Source organism: Chryseobacterium sp. FH2 (assembly GCF_001045455.1).
Taxonomy (GTDB): domain Bacteria; phylum Bacteroidota; class Bacteroidia; order Flavobacteriales; family Weeksellaceae; genus Chryseobacterium.
The window spans coordinates 185,185-205,142 of sequence record NZ_LFNE01000010.1; the positions used below are offsets into that span (position 1 = coordinate 185,185).

General features: G+C 34.0%; 21 protein-coding genes. 16 read left to right on the forward strand and 5 right to left on the reverse strand.

The features are described 5' to 3' along the window. Positions 1-204: 204 nt before the first annotated feature. Positions 205-1,038 carry an OmpA family protein gene (locus tag ACM39_RS15345; RefSeq protein WP_048511917.1) on the reverse strand — a complete coding sequence of 278 codons (834 nt, stop codon included), beginning with the start codon at positions 1,036-1,038 and terminating at the stop codon, positions 205-207. Positions 1,039-1,124: 86 nt separating this feature from the next. Here ACM39_RS15345 and tilS point away from each other — a divergent pair, with 86 nt between their 5' ends. The 7 genes from tilS (at position 1,125) to ACM39_RS15380 (ending at position 8,358) form a co-directional block, all read left to right on the forward strand. Beyond that, positions 1,125-2,444 (forward strand): tRNA lysidine(34) synthetase TilS, encoded by a 1,320-nt coding sequence (tilS, locus tag ACM39_RS15350; protein WP_048511918.1) that lies wholly within the window; start codon positions 1,125-1,127, stop codon positions 2,442-2,444. A 1-nt stretch (position 2,445) separates the two neighbouring features. After that, positions 2,446-4,518, forward strand: a complete 2,073-nt coding sequence (locus ACM39_RS15355) for a protein-disulfide reductase DsbD family protein (RefSeq protein ID WP_048511995.1) — start codon at positions 2,446-2,448, stop codon at positions 4,516-4,518. A gap of 256 nt (positions 4,519-4,774) precedes the next feature. Beyond that, positions 4,775-5,299 carry a biopolymer transporter ExbD gene (locus ACM39_RS15360; protein WP_048511919.1) on the forward strand — a complete coding sequence of 175 codons (525 nt, stop codon included), beginning with the start codon at positions 4,775-4,777 and terminating at the stop codon, positions 5,297-5,299. Positions 5,300-5,362: 63 nt separating this feature from the next. Then, positions 5,363-5,890, forward strand: a complete 528-nt coding sequence (locus tag ACM39_RS15365) for a hypothetical protein (RefSeq protein ID WP_048511920.1) — start codon at positions 5,363-5,365, stop codon at positions 5,888-5,890. A gap of 12 nt (positions 5,891-5,902) precedes the next feature. After that, positions 5,903-6,685 carry an alpha/beta fold hydrolase gene (locus ACM39_RS15370; RefSeq protein WP_048511921.1) on the forward strand — a complete coding sequence of 261 codons (783 nt, stop codon included), beginning with the start codon at positions 5,903-5,905 and terminating at the stop codon, positions 6,683-6,685. A 9-nt stretch (positions 6,686-6,694) separates the two neighbouring features. Continuing rightward, positions 6,695-7,519, forward strand: coding sequence for a hypothetical protein (locus tag ACM39_RS15375; RefSeq protein WP_048511922.1), 825 nt, complete (start codon positions 6,695-6,697; stop codon positions 7,517-7,519). Between the two features lie 47 nt (positions 7,520-7,566). After that, positions 7,567-8,358: a patatin-like phospholipase family protein gene (locus ACM39_RS15380; protein ID WP_048511923.1), complete on the forward strand. Its 792-nt coding sequence runs from the start codon at positions 7,567-7,569 to the stop codon at positions 8,356-8,358. 1 nt (position 8,359) lies between these two features. Here the strand turns inward: ACM39_RS15380 and ACM39_RS15385 are convergent, their stop codons facing one another. Further along, complete coding sequence (locus ACM39_RS15385) at positions 8,360-9,364, reverse strand: DHH family phosphoesterase (RefSeq protein ID WP_048511924.1); 1,005 nt, start codon at positions 9,362-9,364, stop codon at positions 8,360-8,362. A gap of 238 nt (positions 9,365-9,602) precedes the next feature. Between ACM39_RS15385 and rpmH the strand changes: the two genes are divergently transcribed. Both rpmH and ACM39_RS15395 read left to right on the forward strand, forming a co-directional pair. After that, complete coding sequence (gene rpmH / locus ACM39_RS15390; RefSeq protein ID WP_039365072.1) at positions 9,603-9,761, forward strand: 50S ribosomal protein L34; 159 nt, start codon at positions 9,603-9,605, stop codon at positions 9,759-9,761. A gap of 155 nt (positions 9,762-9,916) precedes the next feature. Further along, a complete protein-coding gene (locus tag ACM39_RS15395) occupies positions 9,917-10,627 on the forward strand; it encodes a cell division ATP-binding protein FtsE (protein WP_048511925.1) in 711 nt (236 codons plus the stop codon). Positions 10,628-10,660: 33 nt separating this feature from the next. On the opposite strand, the gene ACM39_RS15400 is transcribed toward ACM39_RS15395, so the two are convergent. From ACM39_RS15400 to ACM39_RS15410, 3 genes are read right to left on the reverse strand one after another with little or no spacing between them, the layout of a single operon-like run. After that, the gene (locus ACM39_RS15400) at positions 10,661-11,356 is read right to left on the reverse strand and encodes a tRNA1(Val) (adenine(37)-N6)-methyltransferase (RefSeq protein ID WP_048511926.1); all 696 of its coding nucleotides are present in this window, start codon (positions 11,354-11,356) and stop codon (positions 10,661-10,663) included. After that, positions 11,356-12,810 carry a sensor histidine kinase gene (locus tag ACM39_RS15405; RefSeq protein ID WP_048511927.1) on the reverse strand — a complete coding sequence of 485 codons (1,455 nt, stop codon included), beginning with the start codon at positions 12,808-12,810 and terminating at the stop codon, positions 11,356-11,358. The genes ACM39_RS15400 and ACM39_RS15405 overlap by 1 nt, the downstream gene beginning before the upstream one ends. Then, a complete protein-coding gene (locus tag ACM39_RS15410) occupies positions 12,800-13,396 on the reverse strand; it encodes a riboflavin synthase (protein WP_048511996.1) in 597 nt (198 codons plus the stop codon). Before ACM39_RS15410 ends, ACM39_RS15405 begins: the two co-directional genes overlap by 11 nt. A 49-nt stretch (positions 13,397-13,445) precedes the next feature. Here ACM39_RS15410 and pdxA point away from each other — a divergent pair, with 49 nt between their 5' ends. The 7 genes from pdxA to ACM39_RS15445 all read left to right on the forward strand — a co-directional run bounded on the left by pdxA (position 13,446) and on the right by ACM39_RS15445 (position 19,945). Beyond that, positions 13,446-14,537 carry a 4-hydroxythreonine-4-phosphate dehydrogenase PdxA gene (gene pdxA / locus ACM39_RS15415; protein WP_048511928.1) on the forward strand — a complete coding sequence of 364 codons (1,092 nt, stop codon included), beginning with the start codon at positions 13,446-13,448 and terminating at the stop codon, positions 14,535-14,537. A gap of 84 nt (positions 14,538-14,621) precedes the next feature. Next, positions 14,622-15,140, forward strand: a complete 519-nt coding sequence (locus tag ACM39_RS15420; RefSeq protein ID WP_048511929.1) for a YceD family protein — start codon at positions 14,622-14,624, stop codon at positions 15,138-15,140. Between the two features lie 65 nt (positions 15,141-15,205). Beyond that, complete coding sequence (rpmF, locus tag ACM39_RS15425; RefSeq protein WP_034678990.1) at positions 15,206-15,409, forward strand: 50S ribosomal protein L32; 204 nt, start codon at positions 15,206-15,208, stop codon at positions 15,407-15,409. A 127-nt stretch (positions 15,410-15,536) separates the two neighbouring features. After that, the gene (accB, locus tag ACM39_RS15430; protein ID WP_048511930.1) at positions 15,537-16,013 is read left to right on the forward strand and encodes an acetyl-CoA carboxylase biotin carboxyl carrier protein; all 477 of its coding nucleotides are present in this window, start codon (positions 15,537-15,539) and stop codon (positions 16,011-16,013) included. Positions 16,014-16,107: 94 nt separating this feature from the next. After that, positions 16,108-17,463 carry an acetyl-CoA carboxylase biotin carboxylase subunit gene (gene accC, locus ACM39_RS15435; protein ID WP_048511931.1) on the forward strand — a complete coding sequence of 452 codons (1,356 nt, stop codon included), beginning with the start codon at positions 16,108-16,110 and terminating at the stop codon, positions 17,461-17,463. A 225-nt stretch (positions 17,464-17,688) separates the two neighbouring features. Then, positions 17,689-18,939 (forward strand): ornithine--oxo-acid transaminase, encoded by a 1,251-nt coding sequence (rocD, locus tag ACM39_RS15440; RefSeq protein ID WP_048511932.1) that lies wholly within the window; start codon positions 17,689-17,691, stop codon positions 18,937-18,939. A gap of 1 nt (position 18,940) precedes the next feature. Then, on the forward strand, positions 18,941-19,945 hold the full coding sequence (locus tag ACM39_RS15445) for a glycosyltransferase family 9 protein (RefSeq protein WP_048511933.1): 1,005 nt from the start codon (positions 18,941-18,943) through the stop codon (positions 19,943-19,945). Positions 19,946-19,958: the final 13 nt, after the last annotated feature.

A 19,958-nucleotide genomic window follows, 5' to 3' on the forward strand; every position in this document is an offset into this window, starting at 1 on the left:
GCAATGAAAAATCAAATTATTAAACAGGAATCGAAGGAACCGACCGACGCATCGATTTCAACCTCAAAGAAAACTAATACCGGAATATCCAATTCATTTTTGCAACAAATTATTTCCTTATTGAAAAAAGAAGAATTAATTTGATTAAAAAACAAAAGTCCCGAATTTCTTCGGGATTTTTGTTATGTTTTATTTGATATGAAATTATTTTTTAGGAGCAATATCCATCAATTTCATGAATTCATCAAGTTTAGGCATAATAATAATCTCAGTTCTTCTGTTCTCAGCTCTTCCTGAAACGCTCATGTTTGTCGCTTTCGGGTTGTATTCAGAACGTCCACCAGCTGTAATTCTAGCCGGATCAACTCCAAACTGTGTCTGTAAAACTTTAGCAACCGCCGTACCTCTCAAAGCAGAAAGATCCCAGTTGTCTTTTGGCAAATTAGCGGAGCTTAAAGGCGAATTATCTGTATTACCTTCGATTAACACTGAATATTTATCATAATCGTTGATAACTTTTGCTACTTTTCCAAGTACTTCCTGAGCAGCAGGCAATACATTGTAATCTCCTACTTTATATAACATTTTGTCTGAAAGTGAAATCATTACAACTCCTTTCAAAACTTTCACCTGTACATCATCATCCGTTACGTTATCCAAAGATCTCTTAAGCTTGTTTGACAATGCTAAGTTTAAGCTGTCATTTTTAGCATTATTGGAAATCAATTGTTTGATGTAAGAGTTTGATGCGTTGATTTCCCCAACCAATTTATCAATATTCGCAGAACTTTTTCCTGTATTTGATAAACAAGCATCCAAAGATGATTTTAAAGCATCATGTTGGCTTTTTAGTAAATTATTCTCTCCTGACAATGCAGAATTTTGAGATTTTAAATCTTGGATCTCTCTTTGTCTCTCTCCAATGTTTTCAATACATTGCTTGTAGTTTGAACTCAAAGCGTCGTACTGCTTTTTGCTTACACAAGATGTTAATCCCAACACCATTGCAGAAACTGCTAAGACTTTAAAAATTTTCATAAATAATCATTTTTAGACGACCAAAGGTAGCAAAATTCAATTGAATTTTATGGAGTATCTTTGCATAAAAGAAATTCTCAACATATATGTTGAAAAAATTAAGCTTTAGAAGTCAATTAGAAAATCTTATTCACCTACCCGAAAATCACACCTATCTTTTGGCGGTGAGCGGAGGTGCAGATTCCATGGTTTTAGCACATCTGTTCTACGATTTGGGCATTAAATTTCAGGTTGCTCATATTAATTACAAACTTCGTGGTGAAGATTCTGAATCTGATCAGAAAGTAGTGCAGGATTTTTGTGACAAAAATCATATTAAATTTCATGTATATCAGGTTTCGGAAAAAGATAATAAGCCTGAAAATTCTATTCAGCTTTGGGCGAGAAAATTGCGATATAATTTTTTAAAAAAAATTCAGGAAAAGGAAAAACTGGATTTTTTGGTGACGGCACATCACTTAAATGATCAGCTGGAAACCTTTATCATTAACCTTTCCAAAGCTGCTGGAATCAACGGTTTGAGTGGAATTCCGGCAAATGACAATTATATTCTGCGACCTCTTTTACATTTTACAAAAGAAGAGATTTACAGTTTTGCGAAAGAAAATAGTATTGACTACCGCGAAGATCTTTCCAATAAAAAAAGTGATTATTTAAGGAATAAAATCCGAAACGAAATTATTCCGAAACTTCTTGAAACCAACGAACATTTTTTGGAAAATTTCAAAAAAAGCTCATTATATATCAATCACACCAAAGATTTTGTTCAAAAACAGATTCAGGAAATAGAAAATCGGCTAACAACATTTAACAAAGACCATAAAATCTTATCAAAAGACCAGCTGAACCTGGAAAGCGGCTTTGTAAAGTTTGAAATTTTAAAAAAGTATGGTTTTAACCAAGAAGAGGAAATACCAAAAATTTTTAAAGCTGAAAGCGGAAGTTCTTTTTTTTCAAAAGACTTTCAATTAATTATTTATCGGGATGAATTGATTATCAGCAAAAGGGCACAAGCTGAAATTTGGAAGCAAGAAGAAATCCTTTTGATTGAAAATTTTGATTTTTCCGAAAACCAAATCACCATTAATCTCGAAGATACTATTGAAGACATTGACGGAATCAATAAATCTTTTGAATGGAATTTTGATGCCGAGAAACTCCATTTCCCATTGCGATTGAGGAGACAAAAGGATAGCGATGAGTTTTATCCGTCGGGGTTTTCAGGGAAAAAGAAAGTTTCTAAGTTTTTTAGGGACAAAAAATTATCTATTTTAGCGAGGCAAAAAATTTGGATACTGACTGACAGCAATGATTCCGTACTGGGGATTATCCCGTTCAGACAAGATAGAAGGAATGCGAGGGATGAGAAGACAAATAAAATTCTCAAAATTTTTTATGAAAAGTAACATGAAATTTAGAAACTGGTTTTTATTAATTCTGCTGTTTTTAGCGTCAGGAATTAATGCACAAATCAAAAATCCTGTAAAATTTAAATTTACAATTAACGAATTAGGAAATAATCAATACGAAGCTGTATTGAATGCAACCATGGAAAAAGGGTGGCATATTTATTCTAAAGATATTCCGGAAGATACAGGAATTCCGACTGAATATAAAGTTTCGGGAAAAAATATTGAGCTAATTGGGAAGTTCACCGAAACGGGTAAAAAGCACGAAGAATTTTCCGAAGCTTTTGGAGGGACGATTGTTTTTTACTCCAATTCGGCAGGTTTCAAGCAAAAATTTAAGCTAAAGGATGACACAAAGCCAGGAGATGTAATTGCTGAAATTACATACCAGACTTGTGATGACAGAGTTTGTTTAGCTCCGAATACCTTAGAGTTTAACCAAAAAGTTACACCCAAAGGAGCAACTGAAGAAGTTGTCGCGGAAATTACTGCAGAACCAGCAAAAGATTCTGTAAAAACAACGGTTGAGACTGTTGCAGAAAATCCTGCAAAAGGAGAAGCTGCTGTAACAGAAACTTCAAAACTTGACCCCAAAAATTTAAAAATTGAATCAATTGATTTCAAAAAACCTTTGACAGATTGCGGGACAGGCTCTACAAAAGTTGACGAAAATTATTGGACTTATTTATTTTTAGGTTTTATCGGAGGATTGATTGCATTGTTGACACCGTGCGTTTTCCCAATGATTCCTTTGACCGTTTCGTTCTTTACAAAAGGAAGTAAAAACAAAGCAAAAGGCAAAAGAGATGCCCTGATTTATGGATTTTTTATCTTCTTAATTTTTGTTTTATTAAGTATTCCTTTCCATATTATTGATGGAATTGCAGGAAATATCTTCAACGAAATTTCTACAAGTGTTTGGCTGAATATTGCCTTCTTTATCATATTCATTTTCTTCGCAGGAAGTTTCTTCGGATATTACGATATTACGTTACCAAGTTCGATTGCCAATAAATCTTCAAAAGCGGAAGAAGCAGGTGGAATCATCGGGATTTTCTTTATGGCATTGACGTTGGTAATCGTTTCTTTCTCTTGTACAGGGCCTATTTTGGGAAGTTTATTAGGAAGTGCGGTAACTGGTTCTGCAAACGTTCCGATGTTATTGACATTTGCTTTAGCAGGTTTCGGATTGGCTTGGGCAATTATTTTTGGATTGTTGGCCTTATTCCCACAAGCACTACAAAGCCTCCCAAAATCTGGAGGTTGGATGAATACCGTAAAAGTTGTTTTAGGTTTTGTGGAATTGGCTTTAGCATTAAAATTCTTATCAAAAGCAGACCTAGTTTCTAAAACGTTTTTCTTAAAAAGAGAACTTTTCATCGCCTTCTGGATTATTATTGCAGTTGGATTAGCATTATATTTATTTGGATTAATCAGATTCCCGCATGATGATAAAAAGCCTAAAATTTCGTTGACAAGAAAAATTTTAGGAGCTTTGGGAATCGGATTTGTTATATATTTAGTTCAGGGCCTAATTCCTTCTGAACGTCCGAAACTGCAATTATTAAGCGGAATTTTACCTCCTCTGAATGTAAGTTATTTCCATGACGAGAAAGACGGAATTTTGGGAATGCATCCAGAACATGATTTCTTTAAAGCGATTGAATTAGCTAAAAAAGAAGACAAACCTATCTTAATTGACTTCACTGGTTACGGTTGCGAAAACTGTAGAAAAATGGAAGAATTCGTTTGGAGTGAGCCGGATATTTTACCAATTCTTCAAAATGATGTTGTTCTTTCATCTTTATATGTTGATGATAAAGAAGAACTACCTGAAGAGCAAAAAACTAAAATTGATTTAGGGGACGGACAGGTGAAAAAAGTAAAAACTATCGGTGACAGATGGAGTTTATTCCAACAGGTGAATTTTAATAATAACTCACAACCTCATTATGTATTGGTAACTCCGGACGGAAAAGTAATTAACACTCCGGTTTCCGGGTATATGCCAAAAGAGGATTTTAAAAAGTTCCTTGAATGTGGGGTAAATTATTACAAAAAAAATAAGTAAAAACCTTAAATATTATTTAAAACTCATGCTGAGAAGTATGAGTTTTTTTTATATTACGGACTTTCATTGAATTACAATAACATATAAAAATCAATGAATTTATAAATCCATAACACCATCTACACTGTAATTTATAAAAACAAGTAAAGCCAATAAAAATCTTTATCTATCGGCGCAAACTTTGTATTAATTTCGACATATCAATATTGATTCAACATTTTAAATCAAGAATTTTTAACATTAAAAATATAAAGTTATGGCTGAAGTAATGGCAGAAGAAAAACAAGGAGGAAGCAAACAAAGAAAAAAACCAATTCGTGTAGATATGACTCCAATGGTAGATTTAGGGTTTTTATTAATCACATTTTTTATGTTTACCACCAATTTTACCAAACCGAACGTGATGGATTTGGGATTACCTGCAAAAGATCCTGAACGAAGAATAAAAGAGAATGTAATTGATTTAAGAAATCAGGTGACTTTCATTTTAGGAAAAAACGACAGAGTTTTTTATCATCAAAATGATGCACAGAGTTTGAATAAAAACAATCTAAAAGAGACAGATTTTGGCGGAATAAAAATTTCAAAAATTATTTCTGAAGCATATAATAAAGCTCCAAGAAAAGATATTTTTACGATTATTATAAAACCAACAGACGATGCAAATTATAAAAATTTTGTAGATGTACTGGATAATATCGCAATTTCCAAGAAAGAAAGATACGGAATTACAGATATAAAACCTTGGGAAAAGAAAGTTTACGAAGAATTAACCAAATAATACAGAAGAGCATTTCAACAATGCTCTTTTTTTATTTAAATTTGAGTTTTAATTTATTTTTTGATGAAAAACCTAATAACTGTACTTGCTTTATCAGCTTTACTTATTTCGTGTTCTAAAAAAGAAACACAATCTACTCAAAAACAAACAGACAGCACAAAAATCATTGATTCCATCAACGCTGCAAGGACAAAGATCAACGACATTACCAAAGCTAAAAACAACGAAAACCGTTTTAAAGATTTTAACGGAACGCATCAATTTACTTATCAGAATGACAGTTCACCCCAATACTCCGGATTTGTAAAATTTACAAAGGTTGACGGCGAAAGAGACCATTATACACTGTCCGGAAATATAAAATCCGCTAAAAATAATGTTGATATTAAAGGTTTTATGGCTGTCGTTTCTGATAAACACATGAATTTTACCGGAGAAATTACTCAAAGTATTTCTGAAAACAACAACGGAAAACCATATACAAGAAAAGGCACTAAAACTTTCATGTCTCAAGACGGCGGAAAAACGTGGAGACTTCAGGATATGGTAAATGGTTCGGGATTTGTTGATTATATTGACATTCACTTTTAATATTTGAAAATCATGCTAAACTTTGAGAAAAAAGGAAACGGAAAAGAAACCTTGGTTTTACTTCATGGCTTCATGGAAAACATTTCTATCTGGAGCGACATGGAGCCTCATCTTTCTGAAAATTTTTCACTATTAAAGATTGATCTTCCGGGACATGGCCAGTCTGACATTATTGCCGAAGTTCAGACCATGGAATTGGTTGCAGAAGAAGTAAAGAAAGTTTTAGAGGACCAAAAACTAGAGAAAGTTCATTTATTGGGACATTCTATGGGAGGTTATATTTCCTTAGGATTTGCTGAAAAGTACCCTGAATACCTTAAAAGTTTAACATTATTTTTCTCCACATATCTTCCCGATGACGCTGAAAAAAAAGAACAGCGCATCAAAAGCTATAGAATCATAAAAGATGCTTTTCCACACTATGTAAGAGCCGGTGTTCCCAATTTATTTAATCCTAACGAGAGAGATGTTTTAGAAGGAAAAATAGAAACTGCCCTGGAAACTGCGCTTTCTACAAATAATCTGGGAGCTTTGGCTTCTGTAAAAGGAATGGTGGAAAGAACCGACAAAAAACATGTTCTTGAAAATCTTGAAGCTAAAATTCTGGTTCTTGCAGGAAAACATGATAATGCCGTAAAAACAGAACTCATGATAAAAAACCTTCCGGACAGGACTAATATCAAATCTTACGTTTTAGATTGCGGACACAACGGTCATTGGGAAAAGCCAAGCATTTGTGCAGAAATAATTAATACGGAACTTCTTCATAATCTTCCTAAAAAATTGATTTTATAAATTTCGTTTATGAAAAATTGGCTGCTCTTCACCCTTTTTCTTACTGTTTTAAGCTGTAAAAAAGAAAATACCATTTCCAATATTCCGCAACATGATGCTGTCAAAGATATTTCTGACACTAAAAAAGATTCTACAGCAATTTCTCCACAAACCAAAGAAGGAATATTTAATTTCACGACTGAGCTTTGTGATAATAAGGGACATTTCGATTCTTATAAATACTCAAAAGAAGAGCTGGAAGGTACTTACAAACTTTGGTTCACAATGAGCGGAGTTTTATTGAGTACGCCTTCTGTTTTTAATAGTAACAGTCTTCAGAAAGTCAGAGCGGAAAAAGATAAAATTTTAGCTAAGCTTGATGAAGATTTCACCAGGCAAAAAAAAATTTTAGAAAACTTAAAAATTGTAAAAGATCCTTATTGGGAAAATATAAAAATTCAAAAAATACAGGAGCTTATCGATGAATATGAATTCAGAAAAACTGAAATTCAGGCTTTTTCAAATCCGTCAATCCTCCTCAATCATAAACTTTCAAAAGGCTGTGAAAATTTTGCAAAAGCATTAAATTCCAACGATGCTCAAATGATTGAAGAATGGAGAAAACTTCGCAAAGAGATGAGCAAAAGAAACGGAAATCCGCAAAGAATCATGGATGAATTTGAAGAGCATCTCAATTCTCCAAATAAAAAAGATTACGCGGTTATTGATCTGATTACTTTCGGATGGGAAAACTGTGCCAATGACGGGCTTAAAAGAATTGAACATGATGAAAAAATGTATGAAAAATTCAATTCGCTTTTCATAAAGATAGATTCAGAATGTGATGAACCTTAGTAAAGCTTTATCAAAAAATCTTGTATCTTTAAAGTTTAATTGTCTTGATGGGGATTTTCACTTTCAAAAAAAAGAAACCAATTATCGGCCTGACTCTTTCGGGCGGGGGAATGCGCGGAATAGCACATATCGCAGTTTTAAAAGCTTTGGAAGAATACGATTTGAAACCGCAGATTATTTCAGGAACCAGCGCAGGCTCTATCATCGCAGCATTTTACTCTTTTGGCAAAACACCTGACGAAATGATGGAAATCGTACGACAGACTACATTTTTCTCAAGATCTTATTTAAGACTATCAAAAAACGGGATTTTTAGTTCAAATTTTATTCTAAAACTGTTCAAAGATCATTTTCCTGAAGATGATTTTAAAATTTTAAAAATTCCGGTATATGTAACCGCCACAGAAATGACTCACGGAATTGTAGATTTCTTTTCAGAAGGCGAGCTTTTTTGGCCTCTTCTCGCCTCTTCAAGCGTTCCGTTTGTACTTCCTCCGGTACGGGTTGGTGAAAAAATATATGTGGACGGCGGGGTTTTAGACAATCTTCCCATAGAACCAATTATTGACAAATGTGATTTTTTGATTGCCTCCCATGTAAATTCAATAAGCTATGACAGTCTGGGAAAGATGAGCTTAATGAAAGAATTTGACAGGATTTTGCATTTAGCAATAGCCAAATCTGTTTATTCTAAAGTAAGCTCGTGTGATATTTTTCTGGATCCCCCAAAAATGACAAAATTCAGTTTATTCAATAAAAAATCCCTTGATATCATGTTTGAGAAAGTGTACGAATACACCTGTAAAGAACTGGAAGATAAAGGATATCGAAAAATTTAAATTATAAATTTTCCTTCTCTACTTTTTCTTTGAAAGTCTCAATAGTATCCAGTAAAGATTCATCAGATTTTCCTCCGGCCGCATTAATATGCCCTCCTCCATTGAAATATTTCCTGGAAAATTGGTTTACATCCATATCATCTTTACTTCTGAAAGAAATTTTGATAAAGTCTTCGTACAAATCTTCCATAAAGAAGGCCGCCATTTTCACACCAAGAATACTCAGTCCATAATTTACAAAGCCTTCAGTATCTCCTTTCTGGAATCCATATTCCTTAAGCTCGTCTCTTGTAAGATATAAAACAGCAACTTTTCCATCTTTCACAACCTCGATTCTTCCTAAAATCAAAGCTAACAGATGAAGACGTGAAACAGTATTGGTATCCCAAGTATTAGAAGTGATCATCGCAGGATCGGCACCTTTTTCAATAAGATTTGCTACAATCCTATGGGTTGTGGCACTCGTAGATCGGAATCTAAAACCGCCTGTATCTGTCATGATTCCGGTATAAAGACATTCCGCAATATCCTTATTCACCAATTTTTCATCATCCATTGCTTCAATAAAATGATAAATCATCTGACAAGTCGCAGGGATTATTGTATCTGAATAAACATAATCAAAGTTTTCCGGCTGCTGATGATGATCAATAAGAATTTTTTTTGCTTTAGCTTTTGTCAACCAATCTCCTAACAGACCTATTCTTGAGGGTGAATTAAAATCAAGACAGAAAATAACATCCGCTTCATTGATTAAATCAAATGCTGCTTTTCTTTTGTATTCACCGATAACCGCCTTTTTAGATTCAGGCATCCATTTCAAAAACTTGGGAAAGTCATTCGGTACAACCACCTCTGCCTGGATCCCTTTTGCTTTTAAATAATGTTTTAACCCAAAACTAGAACCAATAGCATCTCCATCAGGATTATAATGAGTAAGAATTACTATTTTATTTTCTGGAGTAAGTAATGTATTGATTTCTAAAAGTTCTACAGGTGTAAACATCATTATGTTTATTTTTTTTCTTTAATTTTGAGTTTCCAAAGATAGAGCTTTTATACAAATCATTAATATTATTTTTACATATAGCAGAATTCGTTTTGCAGACGGATGTTATTAATATTTCACTGAAAAACATTCTAATTATTTGTAAAAAAAAGATAATTAAATTTGTAACTAATAAAAAAATCTATATCTTTGCAACCTGAAAATTAATAGATAATTACGATTTAAACATATAGTAATGAGTAAAAGAACATTCCAGCCATCAGAAAGAAAAAGAAGAAACAAACACGGTTTCAGAGAAAGAATGTCTACGCCAAATGGAAGAAGAGTTTTGGCTGCGAGAAGAGCTAAAGGCAGAAAGAGTTTAACTGTAAGTGCTGCACGCGCTAAGAGATAATTCTTTAGTTATCATATACAAATCATGCTTGAAAAGAAGTTTTTCAAGCATTTTTTGTTGTTAAATTTTCCTAAAATTTACGTTCCTTAGAGTTCTTTTTATTATTTTTAAAAGCTGAAAAATATTGTTAGAAATAGCTACTTTAAAATTGAATTATGCCACATACAAATATATCCGGAGATAACATCATAAGTCTGCAACACGCAAAAATTGCACAAAAAAACTTTACTGTTCTTTCTGACGTTAATCTTAACATCAAAAAAGGGAGATTCTGTTATCTTATCGGAAAAACCGGTTCCGGGAAAAGTTCACTTTTAAAGACATTGTACGGACATATTCCATTAGCTTCAGGGCATGGAGCAGTGGTCGGTTTCGATTTGGAAAAGATGAGAACTTCAGATATTCCAAATTTGAGAAGGAAGTTAGGAATTGTTTTCCAGGATTTCCAGTTGCTTTCTGACAGAACGGTTGAGAAAAACCTGAGATTCGTTCTTGAAGCAACAGGCTGGAGTGACAAAATAAAGATGGAAGACCGCATTAATGAGGTTCTTGGAAGCGTAAATATGAAAAGTAAAAAACACAAAATGCCTCATGAATTATCCGGAGGTGAACAACAACGTGTTGCCATAGCAAGAGCCTTACTGAATCATCCGGATCTGATTTTAGCAGATGAGCCAACAGGAAATCTCGATCCTGAAACATCAAACGAAATTATGACATTATTGAAGCAGGTTGCCCTTGAAAACGGAGCTGCTGTAGTAATGGCAACACATGATTACCATATGATTCAGAACTTCCCCGGTGAAGCCATCAGATGTGAAGACGGAAAAGTGTCTGTGCTGGATACGGCGGAGTTATTTGAATAAAAACAGAACATTACGAATTATCGTTTGTTCATATTATTTACCGAAAACATGAAACTCTTTAGTGAGTTTAAGATATTGGTCCGAGTATTGTCTCGGACTTTTTTCTATTACAAATTCCTGTTCTTCAATTCCTTTTTCAATCAAAGAAAACTCAAGAATAAGTCTTTTTGTTTTTGAATTTTCAATACCTTTAATATTGATTTTTTTTATTAAAAACAATTGATTTTCTTTAGCAATTTCAATAAAACCTTCGCCAATTTCCACAGGAATTATCACTGAAAAAACTCCTTTTTCAGAAAGTAATTTTGCAGATTTTGAAATTAATTGACTAAAATTCAGTTCAACCGTTTGCCTCGCAATTTTATCTTTTTCAGAACCAGATTCTTCAAAATATGGAGGATTTGAAATAATTAAATCAAATTTGTTTTTCGTTACAAAAGTTTTAAAATCCTGATGAATACTTTTCAGCCTCGATTTAAAAGGTGAATTTTCAAAATTAATTTGAGTAATATGTACTGCTTCTTCATTAATATCAATTCCCAAAAATTCTGCAGTTAAGTTTCTTTGAGCTGCCATTAACGAAATCAAACCTGTTCCTGTGCCGATTTCCAGAACTTTGGAAGCATTATCAACATTCGCCAAAGCACCTAACAAAACACCGTCTGTTCCTACACGGAAGACATCTTTAGACTGCCGGATTTCGAATTGTTTAAACTTAAAAGGCTTCACTATAAATTTGTAGGCAAAGTGATGGTGAATGTAGAACCTTTTCCAAGCTCAGATTTTACGGTAATTTCTCCTTTATAGTCTTCAACCATTTTTCTTACCATTGATAAACCAAGACCCATTCCGCTGTTTTTAGAGGTGAAATTAGGCTCGAAAATCCTTTCATACATATTGTCATCAATTCCGATTCCGTTATCCTGGACGGAAATCATCACCCTCCTCTGATGTTGTTCTACATCTACATTAATGATTAATTTTCGTTTGTCGCTTTCGGCCTGTTTTGCATTGGTCACAAGATTTGTAATGATTCTGGAAAGATAAATCCTATCCATATTAATCATAATATTATTTTTATTCGAATGCATAAAAATACTATCGTCATTGAAAACACGAAGAATATCTTCCACCTCAGAATTCAGATTGATAATCTCATTATTCTTTTCAGGAAGTTTGGCAAATTCTGAAAATGCAGACGCAACAGTGGCAATTAGATCTATTTGATCAACCATTGTTTTACTCATCTGTTTTACCCTGTCCCTGATATTTGGATCTTCCGGATCAAACTTTCTTTCAAAATTCTGAATGGTCAATTTCATTGGTGTCAAAGGGTTTTTCACCTCATGAGCAACCTGTTTTGCCATTTCTCGCCAGGCTTCTTCAGAAGCTTTAAAACGGAGTCTCTCCTTTTGATCCTGAATCTGGAGGATCATTCTGTTGTAAGCCCTCGCCAAAGCATTTAATTCATCATTTTTATAATACCGTATAGGCCTCATCTCATTCTCAAACAGCGTTATACGTGTAATCATATCAGAAAATTTGGTAATTGTTTTAGCCAAATTATTAGAAGTTACCCAACTCAGCCAAATACTGAAAAGAATTAAAAAAATATCAACTAAAAGAATATATTTTACATATTTATGAAGAACTTCAAGATAAGCAGATTCGTTATGATATAAAGGAATATAAACAATACCAACCGGCTCTAACACATTGTTTTTCAACAACAAATAAGAAGATGTAAAAACAGCATCCTTTGCCTGATCATATCCCCGAATATCTACTCTGGCATCAGTAGACAAAACTTTGTTAACAATATTGATAGGTATTGCTTTTTGTTCGATCAAACTGGGATCTCTATTAGAAAGAAGGTAATTTCCCTTTAAATCATAAATAACAATATCATGCTGATTGATATCCGCAATTTCAAGAATTTTACTCCCCAAAACCGAAGGAAGATCTTTTGTCTGAACAACCGACCTGCTCACAGCATAATCCAGATAGCCCATTACGGCATTGGTTTTATCCTGCATGTCTATTTTACTCTGTTCTAAAGAGTTGTTTCTCAATACAAAATAAGGCACCAACGAAGAAGCCGCCACACTCAAAAGACATACCAGCAAGAAACCGAAGAATACCCGGTTTCTTAAGCTATATCCTTTATAAATATTAATTGACATTCTGTTTATTAATTAACCTAGCAATATACTTACCAATTATATCAAATTCCAGATTAACTTTATCACCAGCTTTTAAATGTTGCATGTTTGTAAACTCCCAAGTATAAGGGATAATTGCTATGGAAAACTGAGAATCTTCACTTTTTGCAACCGTTAAACTAATTCCGTTTACAGTAATTGAACCCTGAGGAACCGTCACAAAACTTCCATTATTTTCGTATTTTATGGTAATAAAATAACTTCCATCTTTATTCTCAATACTGACAACTTCACCCGTTTTATCAACGTGACCCTGAACGATATGCCCATCTAATCTTCCGTCCATTTTCATACAACGTTCAAGATTCACAACAGTTCCTACTTCCCATTTTCCAAGATTTGTTTTTTCCAGGGTTTCGTTAATGGCTGTTACAACATATTTATCACCTTCAATCCCAACAACCGTCAGACAACAACCATTATGAGCTAAACTTTGATCTATTTTTAATTCGTTGGTGAAAGGGCAAGTAAGAGTAAAATTAATGTTACTTCCATTTTCTTCAATCTTCTCAATAACTCCAACCGCTTCAATAATTCCTGTGAACATATTATTTTTTGCTAAATTTGTAAAATTATAATCTTCAAAGATAATCAAAATGAGCCCAAAAAACCATAAAGTACGAGTAGGAATTTCAATCGGCGATTTCAATGGCATCGGTCCCGAAATCATCATGAAATCCCTGAAAGACAAAACCATTACGGATTTTTTCACACCTGTAATTTTTGGTTCGGGAAAACTTTTTACCTATCAAAAAAATATTTTTAAGCAAAATTTAAACTTCCATTATATCAATGAAGCCTCACAAGCGCAGCCCGGAAAACTGAATATGCTGAATCTGGTGAAAGAAAACGTAAATGTAGAATTGGGCGTACCTACAGAAGAGTCTACAAAAATGGCAATTGATTCTCTTGAAGCAGCAACCGAAGCTTTAATAAAAGGGGAGATCGACGTTCTTGTGACTGCTCCCATCAACAAAGATGAAATGGTAAAAATGGGCTTCAAACATACAGGTCATACAGGATATTTTGAAGAAAAATTCAACAGAAAAGGATTGATGTTTTTGGTAACAGAAGATTTAAAAGTTGCTGTTTCTACTCATCATATCCCAATTGCAAAAGTTGCCGAAAACATTTCTAAAGAAAAAATAAAAAAACAAATCAGAGTTTTAAATCAGACTTTAATTGAGGATTTTAATATTTCAAAACCCAAAATTGCCGTTTTGGGATTAAATCCACATTCCGGAGATGGCGGTGTAATCGGAAACGAGGAAATAGAAATCATTTCTCCGGCAATCAAAGAACTTTCGGATAATGGAATTTTGGCATTTGGCCCATTCCCTGCAGACAGCTTTTTCCAGCCTAGTAAATATAAAAGTTTTGATGCTGTTTTAGCGATGTATCATGATCAAGGTCTGGCTCCATTCAAAACTTTAGCATATGAAGAAGGTGTAAATTATACAGCAGGACTTCCATTTATAAGAACTTCTCCCGATCACGGAGTTGCATATGATATTGCAGGAAAAAACATTGCCGATGAACAGAGTTTTACCGAAGCAATTTTCACGGCTATTAAAATTTTCAAGAATAGAAGTGAATACAATGATTTGATGAGCAACCGCCTACAGCCAAGAAAAATGGCTGTGGATAACGGAATAGATGAAGATTTGCCGGAGGAAGCTGAAGGTTAAATCTTTGAAACAAATTTTAAATTAATTTGTTAGAGAAATTATTTGTTATTATAAAAAAATTGCATATTTTTGCACACTCATTTTATGGACAAGTTAAGAAACTATGACGTAAGCTTTTCCGGATTAAAAACCGGCAAGCACGAGTTCAGGTTTGAGATAGATAAAGAGTTCTTTCAATTATTTGATACTGAACAGGAATTTACAAATCCTAGAATAACGGTGGATGTTTTATTGGATAAGCACACAACTTTTTTAGAATTTGAAATAAAAGTAAATGGGACGGTAGAATTGGTTTGTGATATCACAAATGAAAACTTTGACTATCCTATTGAAAACCAAATCGGTGTATTGGTAAAATTTGGAGAGGAATATGACGACAGCGAAGAAGATGTTATCACCATTCCTTCTAACGACCATGCTTTTAATATTGCACAACTGATTTATGAAAATGTTGCCCTTTCCATTCCGATGAAAAAGGTTTCGCCCAACATAAGTGATGAAGATTTGGAAATTCTTGAAAAATTCAGTCCAAAAGAAGCTGAAGAAGAACCAAAAAGTGATCCCAGATGGGACGCGTTAAAAAATTTAAAGAATAAAAATTAAAAATAATTTAAAGATGATGAGATGATGAATCTCATCGCTCATCAAATTAAAAAAGTTATTACAAAATGGCACATCCAAAGAGAAGACAGTCGTCTACAAGAAGAGATAAGAGAAGAACTCACTACAAAGCTGTAGTTCCTCAATTAGCTAAAGATGCAACAACAGGAGAAATGCACCTTTACCACAGAGCTCACTGGCATGAAGGAAAACTTTACTATAGAGGTAAAGTAGTATTGGAAAAAGAAGTAGCAACTACTGAAGAAAACTAAGAGTCGATTTTCACTGAAAAACACTCGTTTTAATACAAAAACCGCCCGATTTTGATAAAATTTGGCGGTTTTTTGTTGTTTTTTGTGTTTTTTTGGTATCTTTGGGACAAAATCAAATATTAAATTTATGGACATTAAAGACATACAAAATCTTATTAAGTTTGTATCTAAGGCAGAGGTTTCTGAAGTGAAATATAAAACTAAAGATTTCGAAATCACTATTAAAACTCCATTAGCTGGAAGCGAAGTTGCTTATGCACAACCTGCAGTTTACCATACTGCACCTCAGCAAGCAGTCGCTCCTGCACCTGTTGCAACTGCTGCGCCTGCTGAAAAAGCCGAAGCTGCATCTGATGACAGCAAGTATGTAACAATTAAATCTCCAATGATCGGTACTTTCTACAGAAAGCCATCCCCAGATAAAGACGTATTTGTAAATGTTGGTGACGAAGTTTCTAACGGAAAAGTAGTTTGTGTAATCGAAGCAATGAAATTATTCAACCAAATCGAATCTGAGGTAAGCGGAAAAATTGTTAAAATTTTAGTAGACGATGCTACGCCTGTAGAATACGACCAACCTTTATTCTTAGTAGATCCATCTTAAGGAATTTTAGATTAAAGATTATAAATTTTAGATGAATGCTTTTCATTTAAAATAATTTAAAAATTCAAAATTTATAATTTAAAATTTCGGAGAGATGTTCAAAAAAATATTAATTGCCAATCGTGGCGAAATTGCAATGCGTATTTTACGTACTTGTAAAGAAATGGGAATCAAAACTGTTGCAGTATACTCTACTGCCGACAAAGACAGCCTTCATGTAAGATTTGCTGACGAGGCTGTTTGTATTGGCCCTGCAATGAGTAAAGACTCATATCTAAAAATTCCTAACATCATTGCTGCCGCAGAAATTACAAATGCTGACGCAATTCACCCAGGTTACGGATTCCTATCTGAAAATGCTAACTTCTCAAGAATCTGCCAAAAGAACGGTATCAAATTCATTGGTGCTTCGCCAGAGCAAATCGAGAAAATGGGAGACAAAGCGAATGCCAAAGCTACCATGAAAGCGGCAGGTGTTCCTTGTGTACCTGGTTCTGACGGTCTTATTGAATCTTACGAACACGCTGTAAAAGTAGCTGAAGAAACAGGATACCCTGTAATGATCAAAGCTACTGCAGGTGGTGGCGGAAAAGGAATGAGAGCTGTCTGGAAAGCTGAAGACCTTAAAGATCATTGGGAATCTGCAATTCAAGAAGCTGTAGCTGCTTTCGGAAACGGAGGTATGTATATGGAAAAATTGATTGAAGAGCCTAGACATATTGAGATTCAGGTTGCAGGAGACCAATTTGGTAAAGCTTGCCACCTTTCTGAAAGAGACTGCTCTGTTCAAAGAAGAAATCAGAAACTGACGGAAGAAACTCCCTCTCCTTTTATGACTGACGAGCTTCGTGAAAAAATGGGTGAAGCAGCTGTAAAAGCCGCAGAATTTATTGGATACGAAGGTGTAGGGACAATCGAATTCCTGGTTGATAAGCACAGAAATTTCTATTTCATGGAAATGAATACGAGAATTCAGGTGGAACACCCAATTACCGAGCAGGTTATTGATTATGACTTGATCAGAGAACAAATTCTCCTTGCTGCAGGAACTCCTATTTCAGGAATCAATTATTATCCGAAATTACATTCAATCGAATGTAGAATCAATGCAGAAGATCCTTACGCAGACTTCAGACCGTCTCCGGGGAAAATCACAGGATTAAATATTCCGGGCGGACACGGTGTAAGAGTTGATACTCACGTTTATTCGGGATATACAATTCCATCTAACTATGACTCAATGATTGCAAAACTAATTACGACAGCTCAAACTCGTGAGGAAGCAATTGCAAAAATGAGACGTGCTTTGGAAGAATTCTATATTGAAGGAGTAAAAACTACCATTCCGTTCCACAGACAATTGATGGATAACGAAGATTATCTTGCAGGAAACTATACTACAAAATTCATGGAAGATTTTGTAATGGATAGAAAATATGATAATCACTAAGATTATTTAAAATAAAAACTTTAAACTGCCTCATTTTGAGGCAGTTTTCTATTATATCATTTCAAAAAAAAATAATATAACTTTAATAAATAATTAATTTGAACAAGATACCCTTTCCACATTGATCAACATTAAAATACATCTTAAACCAAGCCTTTCTACAGCATAAGGTTTCTGTTTATGAATTTCAATAAGAATGTTTAACTTTGTAGAAAACCAAAATATATGTCAACAGTAGAAACAGCAAAAAATTCACAATATTTTATTGACCTTGAAGATAAACATGGAGCACACAATTATCATCCCCTTCCGGTAGTTTTAGACAAAGGAGAAGGCGTTTTTGTTTGGGATGTGGAGGGCAAAAAATATTATGACTTTCTTTCAGCATATTCTGCTGTTAACCAAGGGCATTCTCACCCAAAAATCGTAGAAGCTTTAGTAGAGCAGGCTAAAAAATTAGCATTAACATCAAGAGCTTTTTACAACTCGAAGTTGGGAGAATATGAACAAAAAATCACTTCACTTTTCGGTTTTGATAAGGTTTTACCAATGAACTCCGGAGCTGAAGCTGTGGAAACCGCCGTAAAATTAGCCAGAAAATGGAGTTATGAGGTGAAAGGAATTTCTGAAAATGCTGCAAAAATCATCGTTTGCGAAAATAATTTCCATGGTAGAACCACTACAATTGTTTCTTTCTCAAACGATCCTGATGCCAATCAGAATTATGGACCTTTTACTCCGGGATTTATTAAAATTCCTTACAATGATATTCAAGCTTTGGAAGAAGTTTTGGCTCAGGACGCCCAGAATATTGCCGCATTTTTGGTTGAGCCTATTCAAGGGGAAGCCGGAGTATATGTTCCAGATGAAAATTTCCTTAAAAATGCTTCTGAGCTTTGTAAAAAACATAATGTACTTTTCATTGCCGATGAAGTACAAACAGGAATCGCAAGAACGGGTAGATTAATTGCTTGTCATCATGAAGATGTTCAGCCGGATATCTTAATTTTAGGAAAAGCACTTTCCGGAGGAATGTACCCTGTTTCTGCAGTATTGGCAAATAACGAAATTATGACCGTTATTAAACCCGGTCAACACGGCTCTACTTTTGGCGGTAACCCGATTGCCTGCGCTGTTGCAGTTGCTGCTTTGGATGTTGTTGCTGAAGAAAAACTTTCCGAAAGAGCCGAAGAATTGGGCCAATTATTCAGAGCTGAAATTGAAAAAGTGATTGATAAATCAACCCTTATTACGAAAGTAAGAGGTAAAGGTTTATTAAATGCTATTTTAATCAATGATACTCCAGACAGCTGTACAGCATGGAATATTTGTTTAAAATTAAAAGAAAACGGATTATTGGCGAAACCAACTCATGGAAATATCATCCGACTTGCCCCACCATTGGTAATTACGGAAGAGCAATTATTAGACTGTGTGAAAATTATTGAAAAAACAGTCTTGGAGTTTGGAGGATAATATGAAAATTTTAATAATTCAAAAAAAATTCATGGGCGATGTGCTTGTCACGAGTACAATTTTACCCTTACTGAAAAAAAAATATCCCAATGCAGAAATAAGTTTCCTTCTCGATGAGAAACATGCTCAAATCTTAATTGGAAATCCTTATATTAATCATGTTATCTTTTTTAAAGATAGCATGATTAATACTTTATCAGAAGTAAAAAAACAGAAATTTGACTTAGTCATTGACCTTTATTCAAAAGTAGAAACGGGGCTTATCACTTTATTTTCAGGCGCAAAAACACGAATCGGCTTTTTCAAAAAATACACTCAGTTTTTTTATAACTTTCCCGTAAAAAGAGATAAAAAAGTAAAATCAGAAAATACCACTTTAGGTATTGAACATCGCTTACTATTATTAGAACCATTACATATTCCCTTCCAGGAAGTTTTCCCCAAAGTATATTTATTGGAGGAAGAAGTTGAGGCTGCTCACAAAATTCTTGCTAATAACGGCTTATCTGCAAATGATAATCTGATTATGATAAGTACCTTCGGGAGTTCTGAAGAAAAAACGTACCCGATAGAATATATGGCAGAATTGCTGGATTATATTGCCAATTACAAGCCAGATGCTAAAATTCTATGCAATTATCTTCCCTCTCAGAAGGAACTGTTTGAAAAACTGTTTGCCTTGATATCTGCTGACACTAAAAAATCAATTATAAAAAACTTCGATACTAAAAATTTACGTGAATTTGCTGCCGTGACAAGTCTTTGCAAATGTCTCATAGGCAATGAAGGAGGCGCAACTAATGTCAGTAAAGCGTTAGATATTCCTACTTTTACAATTTTTTCACCTCACATTCAACTATCAGATTGGGCGTGGAGCAGTAATCCAAAAATGGATAGATTTTTGCATGTTACAGATTTTGTACCTGATTCGAAAAACTACTCAGATTTCAAACCTTTATTTTTGAAAAATGATTTAGAAGAATTTTTGGACAAAACACTCATGTAATTAATTGTAAGAA